Genomic DNA, 12381 nt, shown 5'->3' with positions numbered 1-12381 from the left:
CAATGCCGTATAAAATTTTAATTATTTTTTTAACTTGTACCTGTGCAAGTGTCTATGCACAAAAAATATCTACTAATAAAAGTTTAGGTTTTTCCTGTAATGCAAAACGTGTGGTGGTAGACAATGGCTGGGGTGAAATTGATTTGCATGTATTTGATAAAAAAGGCAGGCTAACAGAGTTGTCATCTAATAGCAACCATAGTGATGTGCCTTTTATTGCAGAAGGCCTTTATTATAAAACGGAATATTTTTATAATAAAAAACATCTTACCGAATTACGCAGTTATTTTCATGATACTCTTTGCGATATAAGTAAATACGATTATGAAAAAGATAACATAGTACATGAGGTGTTTTTTAGTGCCGATGTATCAGGTCTAAAAAAAGTAAGAGAGAAAAAATATTGTTATGAACGCGGCAAATTGAAACTTATAGAAGAGTTTCAGTATTATAATGACAGCAGTTATTTTAAAACTGAATATAATTATAACAACGACATGAGATTACAAACAGAAAGAATTTATGTAGACAATGATACATCTCTGGACAATTTTAAAAAACTATATACAGATAGAAGATTTAAAAAGACTGAATTCTGGACTAATAATACAAATGGAGAAAGACTGATAGAAAGTGAAGATTTTACATACAATGGTAATGGCAGTCTTATTAAACATACTTATAAAAGCGAAGATAGCGATAGTGCCGAGCTATTTTTCTATAAGAAAGATATAATAAGCCATGCTGAATTTTATTCGGATGGTAAATTAGAATTCGAAGAATTTTATGATACAAGAGCAACTATCACACTTAAAAAAAGATATGACCGACACATCGATACAGCTTATAAAAATACTTACAATAAAATAGGAGATCTTATACTTGTGGAGTGGTTTGAACATGGTCGGAATCATAATAAAACAATAGAATATGAGTATTGGGATTAGCTAGCTTATAATATAATCCTTTAGCCTGTGCGGGCGTTAAGTTAATTCCGTTAAAAAAACATGCCTTAAATGATGCTTACATAATGGCTTCCATAAAACAAATCTTTACCCGTATTCATTTTGGCTTGCTGGTATTTGTACTCTTTAATTTTTTTATAAGCCAACTTATCAGTTTTAATAGCACTATAATATTTATTGCTAAGATAATTATTTGCATAACGGGCGCTGCACTATTTTTTTATAATTATAAGCCTTTTAAAAGGAGAGTTATCTATTATGCGGTTTATGTTTTGTCGCCGGTTATAGTTATTATAGCCTGGTTGGCAGACGGTATTTTTGGGACAATGCTCGCTTCTGTACTATTATTTTTTATTTACCCAAAGGATGTAGTATATAAAAAAGACGGACTTATAATTTATAAAGAATTTGCAGGCTTAATGAATGCTGGTCGAACGTACGAAATCAATGAAACGAAATTTTTTTTGTTTGAAAAGCATATCGGCAGGATCAGGACTGATGAATCCTTTGACTTTGAAGATAGCAGTGTTACTATAAAAAATGATTCGGCTGTAATAAGGTATAAAGTATCCAATTATCAAGATGTCCAGGTTATGAAAGATACAGTAGCACGTTTTAAGATTTATTGATTGCTCCAATAGTCATTTTCGGCACAAGCCAATATTATCAATCATCAGTTAAAGCCATAGCAACACACAACCGTTAACGCTATCCCAAAAGATTACTTTAATAATCTATCCTATAGCAATTTGCCTGTGGCCCTCCCCCCAATTATTATGAGCGTCAAAGCTCGTATCGATAATCATTATTGCCTGGCAAAACTAAAATATTATACCAATACCAAACTGAATCCCGGTGATGTTAACCGTATTATCTGATGTTTTTACTTTTTCATCGGTAAGGCTTATGTTCTTGACCGAATAGCTGATTTCGGGTATTAATGCGATCCTGTCGCTCACAAATACTTTATAACCTGCGCCTATATTAAACATATTTCCTTTGTTAAAGCTATCACTTATTTTTATGAGTCCGCCATAATCTATAAAAGCAAATGGGCTATTATAACTATCTTTTAAGTAAGCCCTAACTTCTACAAAAGCTGGAAACGTATTAATATTCGGGTCTTTATATCCATCTAAACCTATGCCAACACCTGCCGAGAAATACGGACTAAAAAAATAACCACTAATAGTTTGTATTGAAAATGCTTTTGCATTATTTGTAGGAAGATCGTTTGAAGAATTTCCAACACCTGGTGTAAAGATGTCCTGCTTAGTATTGTCTACTAAAATATATGAAAACCGGGTAATGTTGAAATAACCCTTGTTCCTATATTCATCTTTGACAGAGTTACTTTGTTGCGAAAAACAGAGTGAAGTGACGAATAAAACAATAAATAAAGATAAGTGCTTCATGTATTTTTTGTTAAAATTATGTAAATATTCTTAATAAGAGCCTTCACATATTAAATAATTTCTTTTATAATATTTATATAGCATTAGTAATACTGTATTATGATCTACTGTAATTCATGATATTACAACATTATTTATAAGCGGTCTATTTACAAATAGCTCAAATACAGTTATTTAGAATTTCTCTAACATATATTCTGCGTAAATTTGTTCTATCACTAATTAAAAAAGAAAAAGTCATGGATATTACATTAGCAAATTGTTGCGGTAACTGCGGTCACCATGTAAAAGGTCAGTTATGCAACGTACACGAAATAATTACTGCCGAAACACAGGCTTGCCACGCTTACGAATTTCGTGCTGTACTAAGCAGGGAATCAGATTGTTTAAAATGTGCCAAATTCCAGACAGAACATTGCGCTCACCCGCTTAAAGCAGGCGATGGTATGTTATGCACCGTTTACTACCCAAGGATTTCGGCATAATAAGTTTTACTTATTACCTTTTATTACAACAGAATATTTTAAAACAAGAAAGCTGCCTGATACATCGGGCAGCTTTCTTGTTTTATATAATTTATACCTGCGTTGTTTTCCATTTCGACCGCAGCGCAGCGTAGTGGAGAAATGCCTAATTTTAAATGATTTCTCCTAACGTCGAAATGGAAGACTGAACGTAATAATTAGTGTTTCTTATAAGCCTTAACACCGGCCTTAATATCGGTATCAAGAAAATTTTGAGACGGAGGTATAGGGCACGAATAGTCGTGGTTATAGGTACAGTAAGGGTTGTAGGCAGCGTTAAAATCTATTTGCATAGTATTGCCCTTTGGTATTTTAAGGTCTATGTAGCGGCCACCGGCATACGTACCTTCGCCATTGGTGTTATCTGTAAAAGGCAGGAAAAGGTAATCTTTATACTCGTCATTTTTTAAAAGGTCCTGGTTTTGGAAAATATCCAGCTTGCACTGCTTTCCGTTTATGGTAAAGCTTAGTTCGCCATACTTAACATAAAGCGATTTACGAGCTTTGGTTGTTGCCATGTAAAAGGGCTTGTCCTTTGGCGTACGTGTCAATTTTGCCGTAACGCAATACTTTATATCTACCGGATAAAAATCTAACGATTTAAACGTTTTTAAATCTTCCTTAGTAAGAGGCGATGTTTTAGGGTCGGCATACTCTGCGTTAAGTTTTTTCTGGGTTTCCTTACTGGTTGCTTCGCTACAGTCCTGGGCATAGCCAAGGCTCATTATAAAAAGGGTTGTAACGGTAAAAAGTTTTTTCATGGCGTTTAGTTTTATTACAAAAATAGGGTAATTATACTTTAGTGGCAAATGCGAAGATTTCTTGTTTGTTGAAACTGAAAGCCCCGCGTTTTGTTTATTTTTGGCATATAAATAAAACATCATGAGCCAGAGCGCGAGCCTTTACCCAATAACCCCAGCCGAATTTGAATTACTTAAGCAGGAAGCTAACCTCGACCAGTTGCAGGGTATAAGCTTTAGGGCAGAAGTATTTGAACAAAATTTTGAAGGCCTGCAATATTTACTTGCTAAGTTTTTTAAAGGTAACGACTTGGAAATTATTAATGAAATTTTTAGCCCGACTGAATTTCTTGGTGAGGAGATAGACTATACCGCTATAGAGTTTGATGAAGATTTTGATGAGGTAGAGCAGCCGTTGTTTTATGTTTCTCCGGCAAATGTTTTGGCAGTAAATACGCTGTTGCAAACTGTAGCTGATGATAAATTTATTAACCTTTATGATGCCGATGAACTTAATGCTAACGAGGTTTATCCTGAAATTTGGCATAACGATGAGTCAGACGATCAGGCGTTTAATAAAAGGCATCTTTCCGAAGGGCTGCGCTATTTAAAGCAATTGTTTAATGAAGCGGCGGCTAATGGCAATTACATTTTTTCGTTTATAGAGTAGATAATGACTCCAACACTTCTTACCATCCCTGCTAAAATGCTTGTTGGTAAACGGCTCACTATGTCGTTTATTAATAACAGGACTCCGGAACTCTGGAAAAGTTTTATGCCTTTGCGCAATACAATTTCAAATGTGGTGGGCAGCAACCGCTACTCGCTGCAAATTTACCCTCAAAATTTCTTAGAGTCGTTTAATCCTTCCAATGAATTTGAGAAATGGGCGGCAGTAGAGGTTACTTCATTTAGTGATGTGGCTACAGGTATGGAAACCCTTACATTACCCGCAGGTTTGTATGCGGTATTTTATTACAAGGGCAATCCCGCTAATGGTGATAAGGTTTTTAAAGAAATATTTACACAATGGCTCCCACAATCGGGCTACGCTTTAGATAACCGACCGCACTTTGAGGTATTGGGAGAGAAATATCAAAACGGCAGCGATGATAGCGAAGAGGAAATATGGATACCGATTACATAATTGGATTTTCAGATTTTAGATTTTTGTGTGAAGCACTGCAAAACCATAACATTGGCTAACTTAACGGCATTTCAAAATGCAAAATCAGTTCTATTTCTGAAAGTCCCGATTAAGTTTATCAAGTGATCTATCAAAATCTCTATCGAGTAAATTTGTGAACGCATTTTTAATCGTACCATCTGGGTTAAGAATAATGGTGCGGTTAATTTTTGTTATTACCCATTTTTTCCTGAGTGCATCAAAGTTAGTGCTGCGCAATTGCAATGCGTCATTAAACTTGTACAGGCTCATGGTTTTTTTCCATTCGTCATCGCTATCAACATTAACAGCTATAAAGTCTATACCGGGGTGTAGTTTTTTAAGTTCACTTACTTTTTGGGTTATGCGCTCTATGTGTGCACGTGCACAACTGGTCCAAAAGAAAATTACTGTTTCTTTAGTAATCCCTTCACTAATATTAAATTCTTTACCATCAATACCTACAAGGTGTATTAGTGGTAATTTGCTGCCCACTTTAAGTTTTTTTATTGCCTGGCCTATTTTTCGTATCTCGTTATCCTTGCTTTTATCTGTAGATAACTGCATGTAACGGTTAAGGAACTTCTGGTTGTTGGCAATGTTCTGGTCTTCCAGCAAGTAATTAAACGCTACAGTATTAAGAGCCTCATTTTTAACATCTTTATTGCTAAATAGCGAATCTGCTATGTTAAGTTTGTCTATGTTGGTTTCGAGGGCATCCTCTGCAACGCTGTTCATGGTAAAGTGCCGCGTAATAGCCATATTGTTAAGCCTTGCATTCAGGTAACGCATGTATGGCGAAAAACCTATAAGCTTAGTGTTATTAACGTCTAACTGTTTGCGGTAATTATAATAGTCTTTTGGTAACGATGGCGTTATGTCCTCTCCGCTGCGGCGTGCATGCACATAAGGATAATATTCTTTTTTAGAAAAATAATTTAAGTCTAACCGCGATTTGGCATAAAAGTCAAAATCATTGCTCCAGTGTATATCCTTTTTATTCTTGTCATAAAAGCTTTTTCGCAGGGCGTATGCAGAGTCTATAGACTGGCTAAACCTTGGGTACTCATAATTATAAATGTCGTATGCTTTATGGCGGTCTATTTCATTTAGCATATAAAGCTCCATCATAAAATTATTCTTGCGGTCGCCGCGCCCGCTAAAGGTTACAGACCTGTCAAAGTCTGCCGTATTAACCGTTACCATAAGGCTGTCATTTTTATCAAAATAAACATACTGGTAATCAGGGTCGTGCTTAAAACTGTAGAGGCCGGGTGTAAGCGAATCGAACTTTATGTAAAAGCGGTTATTTTCATCAAGCTTTAGGGTATCTATAACTTTATTACCCTTGCTAAAAAGTACATACCGCGTTCGCGGATTAATTACCTCACCACTAAAATAGGCGCTGTAGTCTTCTTTTTTAGCACAGGAGGACAGCAATAACAGCAGGAAGAATATATAGCCAGATTTGAGTGAGTAAGACATAAGGTAATTTAGAGTGCAAAGGCAAAAATATTTTTATTCTTTGGTTATTCCTGTTAAAACAGCGTTAAAATAACCTTTATGCGACTAATGGATGCAGATAATAAATAACTGGTTTAAATTTTATACTTTTGCAAAAAATTTTATAATGCTATCAGTTTCAAATTTATCGGTACAATTTGGTAAACGAATTTTATTCGACGAAGTTAATACTACTTTCACGCAGGGTAACTGCTATGGTATAATAGGTGCAAACGGTGCAGGAAAATCTACTTTTCTTAAAATCATTGCCGGCGATATAGATCCTACATCCGGCCATGTGCACTTAGAGCCGGGCAAACGTATGAGCGTTCTTAACCAGAACCACAATATGTTTGACGAGAACACAGTTCTCGAAACAGTAATGATGGGCAATAAAACCCTGTTTGCTGTAAAAAAAGAAATGGATGATATTTACCTTAAACCGGACTTTAGCGATAAAGATGCCGACAGGGTAGGGGCATTGCAGGTAATTTTTGAAGAAATGAATGGCTGGAATGCCGACAGCGATGCGGCTGCCATGCTATCGAGCCTTGGTATTACTGCAGACTATCATTACACATTAATGGGCGATCTTGACGGTAAGCTAAAAGTACGCGTGCTATTGGCGCAGGCGCTGTTTGGCAACCCGGATGTGCTTATTATGGATGAGCCTACCAACGACCTGGATTTTGAAACCATTAACTGGTTAGAAAATTTCCTTGCTAATTATGATAATACTGTTATTGTAGTAAGCCACGACAGGCACTTCCTGGATGCGGTATGTACACATATATCTGATATAGATTTTAGTAAGATAAACCAATACTCAGGTAACTATACCTTCTGGTATGAGAGTAGCCAGCTTGCTGCAAGGCAGCGTGCCCAGCAAAACAAGAAAGCCGACGAAAAAAAGAAGGAGCTACAGGAATTTATTATGCGTTTTAGCGCTAACGTAGCAAAATCCAAGCAGGCAACAAGCCGTAAAAAAATGCTTGAAAAACTTAAGGTTGATGATATTAAACCATCGAGCCGCCGTTATCCTGCCATTATTTTTGATCAGGAGCGTGAGGCCGGAGACCAGATACTTAACGTAAAGGACCTAAGCGCATCTGTAGATGGTGAGGTGTTGTTTAAAAACGTAGACCTTAACATGAACAAAGGCGATAAAATTGTTATCTTCTCTAAAGATAGCCGTGCTACATCTGCCTTTTATGAAATACTTAATGGTAACCAGGCTGCCGATAGCGGTACCTTCGACTGGGGTATTACTACCATACAGTCGTACCTGCCGGGCGATAACCACTCGTTCTTTGAAAATGACCTTACATTAGTTGACTGGCTGCGCCAGTGGGCTAAGACCGAAGAAGAACGCGATGAGGTTTACTTACGCGGTTTCCTTGGTAAAATGATATTTAGCGGTGAAGAGGCACTTAAAACAGGCCGCGTACTATCGGGCGGAGAAAAAGTGCGTTGCATGCTTAGCCGCATGATGATGATGCGCGCTAACGTATTAATGCTTGATGAGCCTACAAACCACTTAGACCTTGAGAGTATTACGGCGTTTAACAACTCGCTTAAAAACTTTAAAGGATCTGTGTTGTTTACAACGCATGACCACGAATTTGCACAAACGGTTGCAAACCGTGTGTTCGAAATTACTCCTAATGGTGTTATAGACCGCCACATGACCTTTGACGAATACCTTGACGACGAAAAAGTACAGGAGTTAAGAAAGAAAATGTATAACTAAGACACTTAGAGACTAAGAATCTAAGTGCCTGAGATATGAAATCCCGTGAGTGTAGTGCTTACGGGATTTTTGTTTTTGTACCTAACGCTTGTGATTCTAATCTTCATACACACGCAGCCTGCTGCGCAATGTATTCAATTCGGTTTGCAGGGTATCTACTTTTTCGAGCAGGTGTGCTGCTATGGCAAGGGCATCTGCATCAAGGTTAAAATCGCTGTGTAGCCTGATTAGTTTTTCAACCTGTGGTAAATGGGTAATGGCGACATACTGAACATTATCTATTGTAGTGATTTCAATTAATTGCAGGTCGTATAAAGATGTTATAAAGGTTTCCTCTACATGGTAATGAAGATGAAATATTTGTACGGGTATTAATTCATTGCTTTCCATAATTAGTCTTTTTTAGAGATAGCGGCCAGCTCGTTAAATAATTCCTTTTGTTTATCGGTTAGGTCTGTAGGTATAATAACAGTGTAGGTTACATACAGGTTGCCAAATTCTCCTTCTTTTTTATACACCGGGAAACCTTTGCCTTTTAACCGCACCTTTGCTCCATTTTGAGTTCCGGGGGCTACATTTAGCTTTATAGTGCCGCTCATTGCGGTTATAAGGGCTTCTCCACCTAGTACAGCGGTAAACAGATCTATTTCTTTAGTGATGTAAAGGTCATTGCCTACACGCTTATATTGCGCATTATTAGTAACTGTAAAGGTAATATAGAGGTCGCCATTAGGGCCTCCGTTACTGCCGGGGGCACCCTGGCCGCCAAGTTTTATAACCTGTCCATCTGCTACACCGGCAGGAACAGTTATGCGTATGCTCTTGCCGTTAACGCTAAACGTTTGCTTATGGGTTGTGTAAGCTTCTTCCACCGTAAGGCTTACCTCGCTGTTATAATCCTGGCCTTTATATTGTGCCCTGCTTCGCCCACCACCGGACTGCCTGCCAAACATCGAACTAAAGAAATCAGAGAAGTCTTCGCCGCCACCGCCAAAGTTTCCTTCAAAACCTCCAAAGCCACCTGCGCTACCACCCTGAGAACGGCTTTGCTGCTGCTGCGCTTGCTGGTATTGCTCATACTCTTCGCCGCGCTCCCAGTCTTTGCCATACTTATCATACTTCGCCCTTTTTTCGGGGTCTGTAAGTACAGCATTGGCCTCATTAAGTTGCTGAAATTTTGCATTAGCGTCCTTGTCATCCGGGTTAAGGTCCGGGTGCAGCTTGCGGGCCATTTTTTTATAAGCACTTTTAATCTGGGCTTGTGTGGCGCTTTTGTCCAGGCCAAGTACTTTGTAGTAATCTATAAAATCCATGAGTGTTTACCGTTTTTTTGACAGATAAATTTACAAAATAATCTGCTCCTAAAATCGTACTAAGATTTTGTTAACGTGTTTTATAAATTATTTAACGCCCATACCATAAAAAAATCCCGTTAGCAATTATTGCCACGGGATTTTTGATGTCTAAGTCTCTAAGATACTAAGTACCTCAGTGCTTTTTATTTAAAATAAGAAAACGTTTCCTCGTTCTCTATATTCAGTAGCGTTTCATAAATAAGTTTAATAACGTTCTCTACATCTTCGCGGTGCACCATTTCTACCGTAGTGTGCATATAACGTAGCGGCAGCGATATTAATGCCGAAGCCACGCCGCCGTTGCTGTATGCAAAAGCATCGGTATCAGTACCCGTCACACGGCTTGATGCCAGGCGCTGAAACGGAATTTCGTTTTTAGTGGCAGTATCAAGTATAAGCTCACGAAGGTTGTTTTGTACAGCAGGGGCATAGGTAATAACCGGGCCTTTGCCTATCTGGGTATCGCCTTCAATACGTTTTTCAATCATTGGGGTTGTGCTGTCATGGCATACATCGGTTACAATAGCAACATTAGGCTTAATGGTTTGAGTGATCATTTCGGCACCACGCAGGCCAACTTCTTCCTGAACGGAATTTGTTATATACAAACCAAAAGGTAGCTTCTTACCATTTTCTTTAAGTAGGCGGGCCACCTCTGCAATCATGAACCCGCCAATGCGGTTATCAATAGCGCGGCATACAAACTTGTTCTCGTTAAGTACCATAAATTCGTCAGGATAGGTAATAACACAGCCCACATGTACCCCAAGGTTTTCTACTTCCTCTTTAGTATTACAGCCCAGGTCTATAAAAATAGTTTCAATTTTTGCAGGCTCTTCTTTACCACGATTACGGGTATGTATTGCCGGCCAGCCAAACACACCTTTTACAATTCCTTTTTTGGTATGGATATTGACACGCTTAGACGGGGCGATCATGTGGTCGCTGCCACCGTTACGAATTACGTATACCAGTCCGTTATCTGTAATATAATTTACATACCATGAAATTTCGTCGCTATGGCCTTCTATAACCACTTTATACGGTGCATCTGGGTTTATAACCCCCACAGCAGTGCCATACGTATCGGTAATAAAGGTGTCTACATAAGGGGTAAGGTATTCCATCCATAGTTTTTGTCCGGCAGACTCATAACCTGTGGGTGAAGCATTGTTTAAATATTGCTCTAAAAAAGTAAGAGAAGCATCATTTAGTATAGTTTTCGACGACATAAATTTAATTTTTGGCTAAAATAGAAATTTGATTACAGAGTTGTGTATTATTGTATAATTTTGACATAAATTTTTGAAGATGAAGGCAGGGATTTTTTCAATAGTACTTTTGTTTTTAGGGTTTGCTGCAAAGGCGCAGGATCCGGTGCAGGACAGCATAGCGACCGACTCTATAGCGTTTAATATGCAACTGCAGGAAATAGTACTTTCTAATGTTAAGGATACATTATCTGAAGAAACAAAAAAACAACTGCTCCTGCTAAGGAGGCGGGTTTTAAAGGTATATCCTTTTGCTAAAGTTGCGGCCGAACGCCTTGTTATTCTTAACTCTACAATGAGCAAGCTAAAGACCGACAGGGAAAAGAAAAAATACAGTAAGATAGTAGAGAAATACATGGAGGAAGAATTTGAAGGTCAGTTAAAAAAATTATCGCGCAAGGAAGGGCAAATACTCGTTAAGCTTGTTTACAGGCAAACCGGGCAATCTACGTTCGATTTAATAAAAGAACACAAAAGTGGCTGGAAAGCTTTTTGGTACAGCAAGATTGGGAAGGCATTTAGTATAGATATTAAGGCAAAATACAGCCCGGATGCCGTTGCCGAAGATTTCCTGATAGAAGGTTTCCTGCTTAAAGCTTTTGATGAGCATAAACTGCCAAGACAGGAGCCTGCCTTAAAAATAGATTATGTTGCATTAAAAAAAGTGTGGCGCGAGAGGAACAAAAAAGACAACTAAATACCAATTCGCCACAAGTTGAAGTTTATTCTCTTAACACAAAATTAACCTTATGGTCTTAATGTAATTAAGTGTGTAAGTAACATTTAATTTTTTGTGTGTTTGTGCTGATTGTGGGGGTGATCTTGCGAAGAAAAAAATTTAAGCTTCGAATTATTTGTAACTATAAAATTGCATAGCAAAATAGACAAAAAGACCTGAGGTTATCAGGTTTTTTGTCTATACTTTTAAACTCAAAAAAAATAAGTTGAAAGGTTTATAATTTAAACGTAAATCCGTCAGATACTTTTAATTTATATTTTACTTCGTCAAACATATAAAAGTAAGAACCTTTCCTGGACGAGCCCATATCTTTCTCTTCGGTTTTAAGTAAAATATCAAGGGCATTTATTTTATTTATAAAGTTTCGCTTGTCTAAAGTTTCGCCTAAAATTGCTTCATAAAGTGTTTGCAGCTGTTTCATGGTAAACTTTTTTGGCAACAATTCAAATCCAATGGGTTTTGTAGATGCGCGATATCTTAAGCGAAGCATTGCATTGGCTACCATTATATTATGGTCAAATATAAGGTGCGGAGCTTCGTCTATATTAAACCATTTTGCCGAATAATTCTCATTAATTTCTGCAGTATGCTCTATAATATTAATAAGTGCATAGTAGGATATGGATACTGTTCTGTCTACCGGGTCACGGTTTATGGCACTGTAAGCACGTAGCTGCTCCATATATATATTATGCAATCCTGTAAGCTGGTTTAACACTCTTACGGCAGCATCATCCAGGTTTTCATCGTTTTGTAAAAACCCTCCCATAAGTGACCATCGGCCCTTTTCGGGCTCAAAATTTCTTTTTATGAGTAGTATCTTTAAATTTTGGTTATCAAAGCCAAAAATTATGCAGTCTACAGCAAGTAATACTTTTTCCTGATCGTTATAGTTATCCATTTGTACCTTATAAAAACGCAGCAAGATACTAACATTGGCTGTAAATTGCAAAA

At 37.5% G+C, this 12381-nt stretch carries 14 protein-coding genes; 7 read left to right on the top strand and 7 right to left on the bottom strand.

The window, feature by feature from the left end; translation table 11 throughout:
- The first annotated feature begins 2 nt into the window (after window positions 1-2).
- Together F565_RS0103635 and F565_RS0103630 are read left to right on the top strand one after the other, a co-directional pair.
- Window positions 3-947, top strand: a complete 945-nt coding sequence (locus F565_RS0103635) for a hypothetical protein (RefSeq protein WP_020211840.1) — start codon at window positions 3-5, stop codon at window positions 945-947.
- Between the two features lie 83 nt (window positions 948-1030).
- Window positions 1031-1594, top strand: coding sequence for a hypothetical protein (locus tag F565_RS0103630; protein WP_020211839.1), 564 nt, complete (start codon window positions 1031-1033; stop codon window positions 1592-1594).
- Between the two features lie 192 nt (window positions 1595-1786).
- Here the strand turns inward: F565_RS0103630 and F565_RS22275 are convergent, their stop codons facing one another.
- On the bottom strand, window positions 1787-2380 hold the full coding sequence (locus F565_RS22275) for a hypothetical protein (protein ID WP_020211838.1): 594 nt from the start codon (window positions 2378-2380) through the stop codon (window positions 1787-1789).
- Window positions 2381-2619: 239 nt separating this feature from the next.
- Here F565_RS22275 and F565_RS0103620 point away from each other — a divergent pair, with 239 nt between their 5' ends.
- Window positions 2620-2865 carry a hypothetical protein gene (locus tag F565_RS0103620; protein WP_020211837.1) on the top strand — a complete coding sequence of 82 codons (246 nt, stop codon included), beginning with the start codon at window positions 2620-2622 and terminating at the stop codon, window positions 2863-2865.
- Window positions 2866-3062: 197 nt separating this feature from the next.
- Here F565_RS0103620 and F565_RS0103615 read toward each other — a convergent pair whose 3' ends face one another.
- Window positions 3063-3665, bottom strand: coding sequence for a DUF1684 domain-containing protein (locus F565_RS0103615; RefSeq protein ID WP_026299867.1), 603 nt, complete (start codon window positions 3663-3665; stop codon window positions 3063-3065).
- A gap of 121 nt (window positions 3666-3786) precedes the next feature.
- On the opposite strand from F565_RS0103615, the gene F565_RS0103610 reads away from it, so the two are divergent.
- Window positions 3787-4314 (top strand): DUF1877 family protein, encoded by a 528-nt coding sequence (locus F565_RS0103610; protein WP_020211835.1) that lies wholly within the window; start codon window positions 3787-3789, stop codon window positions 4312-4314.
- A gap of 3 nt (window positions 4315-4317) precedes the next feature.
- Window positions 4318-4791, top strand: a complete 474-nt coding sequence (locus tag F565_RS0103605) for a GyrI-like domain-containing protein (RefSeq protein WP_020211834.1) — start codon at window positions 4318-4320, stop codon at window positions 4789-4791.
- 90 nt (window positions 4792-4881) lie between these two features.
- On the opposite strand, the gene F565_RS0103600 is transcribed toward F565_RS0103605, so the two are convergent.
- Window positions 4882-6294, bottom strand: coding sequence for a TlpA family protein disulfide reductase (locus tag F565_RS0103600; protein ID WP_020211833.1), 1413 nt, complete (start codon window positions 6292-6294; stop codon window positions 4882-4884).
- Window positions 6295-6439: 145 nt separating this feature from the next.
- On the opposite strand from F565_RS0103600, the gene F565_RS0103595 reads away from it, so the two are divergent.
- Complete coding sequence (locus F565_RS0103595; protein WP_026299866.1) at window positions 6440-8062, top strand: ABC-F family ATP-binding cassette domain-containing protein; 1623 nt, start codon at window positions 6440-6442, stop codon at window positions 8060-8062.
- A gap of 96 nt (window positions 8063-8158) precedes the next feature.
- On the opposite strand, the gene F565_RS0103590 is transcribed toward F565_RS0103595, so the two are convergent.
- From F565_RS0103590 to F565_RS0103580, 3 genes are all read right to left on the bottom strand, one after another.
- Window positions 8159-8452 (bottom strand): chaperone modulator CbpM, encoded by a 294-nt coding sequence (locus F565_RS0103590; RefSeq protein WP_020211831.1) that lies wholly within the window; start codon window positions 8450-8452, stop codon window positions 8159-8161.
- Window positions 8453-8454: 2 nt separating this feature from the next.
- A complete protein-coding gene (locus F565_RS0103585) occupies window positions 8455-9375 on the bottom strand; it encodes a DnaJ C-terminal domain-containing protein (RefSeq protein ID WP_020211830.1) in 921 nt (306 codons plus the stop codon).
- A 185-nt stretch (window positions 9376-9560) separates the two neighbouring features.
- Window positions 9561-10649: a M42 family metallopeptidase gene (locus F565_RS0103580; protein WP_020211829.1), complete on the bottom strand. Its 1089-nt coding sequence runs from the start codon at window positions 10647-10649 to the stop codon at window positions 9561-9563.
- A 79-nt stretch (window positions 10650-10728) separates the two neighbouring features.
- Between F565_RS0103580 and F565_RS0103575 the strand changes: the two genes are divergently transcribed.
- Window positions 10729-11385 (top strand): DUF4294 domain-containing protein, encoded by a 657-nt coding sequence (locus tag F565_RS0103575; RefSeq protein ID WP_020211828.1) that lies wholly within the window; start codon window positions 10729-10731, stop codon window positions 11383-11385.
- A gap of 256 nt (window positions 11386-11641) precedes the next feature.
- Here the strand turns inward: F565_RS0103575 and F565_RS0103570 are convergent, their stop codons facing one another.
- Window positions 11642-12328 (bottom strand): NUDIX hydrolase, encoded by a 687-nt coding sequence (locus tag F565_RS0103570; RefSeq protein WP_035642499.1) that lies wholly within the window; start codon window positions 12326-12328, stop codon window positions 11642-11644.
- Between the last annotated feature and the right edge of the window lie 53 nt (window positions 12329-12381).

The organism is Flavobacterium rivuli WB 3.3-2 = DSM 21788, from assembly GCF_000378485.1.
Taxonomy (GTDB): Bacteria; Bacteroidota; Bacteroidia; order Flavobacteriales; family Flavobacteriaceae; genus Flavobacterium; species Flavobacterium rivuli.
This window is presented reverse-complemented; position numbering and strand designations above follow the sequence as displayed.

Bases quoted from the DNA above. Each gene is read 5' to 3' on its own strand.
- F565_RS0103635 (WP_020211840.1), top strand. From the start codon at position 3: ATGCCGTATAAAATTTTAATTATTTTTTTAACTTGTACCTGTGCAAGT.
- F565_RS0103630 (WP_020211839.1), top strand. From the start codon at position 1,031: ATGGCTTCCATAAAACAAATCTTTACCCGTATTCATTTTGGCTTGCTG.
- F565_RS22275 (WP_020211838.1), bottom strand. From the start codon at position 2,380: ATGAAGCACTTATCTTTATTTATTGTTTTATTCGTCACTTCACTCTGT.
- F565_RS0103620 (WP_020211837.1), top strand. From the start codon at position 2,620: ATGGATATTACATTAGCAAATTGTTGCGGTAACTGCGGTCACCATGTA.
- F565_RS0103615 (WP_026299867.1), bottom strand. From the start codon at position 3,665: ATGAAAAAACTTTTTACCGTTACAACCCTTTTTATAATGAGCCTTGGC.
- F565_RS0103610 (WP_020211835.1), top strand. From the start codon at position 3,787: ATGAGCCAGAGCGCGAGCCTTTACCCAATAACCCCAGCCGAATTTGAA.
- F565_RS0103605 (WP_020211834.1), top strand. From the start codon at position 4,318: ATGACTCCAACACTTCTTACCATCCCTGCTAAAATGCTTGTTGGTAAA.
- F565_RS0103600 (WP_020211833.1), bottom strand. From the start codon at position 6,294: ATGTCTTACTCACTCAAATCTGGCTATATATTCTTCCTGCTGTTATTG.
- F565_RS0103595 (WP_026299866.1), top strand. From the start codon at position 6,440: ATGCTATCAGTTTCAAATTTATCGGTACAATTTGGTAAACGAATTTTA.
- F565_RS0103590 (WP_020211831.1), bottom strand. From the start codon at position 8,452: ATGGAAAGCAATGAATTAATACCCGTACAAATATTTCATCTTCATTAC.
- F565_RS0103585 (WP_020211830.1), bottom strand. From the start codon at position 9,375: ATGGATTTTATAGATTACTACAAAGTACTTGGCCTGGACAAAAGCGCC.
- F565_RS0103580 (WP_020211829.1), bottom strand. From the start codon at position 10,649: ATGTCGTCGAAAACTATACTAAATGATGCTTCTCTTACTTTTTTAGAG.
- F565_RS0103575 (WP_020211828.1), top strand. From the start codon at position 10,729: ATGAAGGCAGGGATTTTTTCAATAGTACTTTTGTTTTTAGGGTTTGCT.
- F565_RS0103570 (WP_035642499.1), bottom strand. From the start codon at position 12,328: ATGGATAACTATAACGATCAGGAAAAAGTATTACTTGCTGTAGACTGC.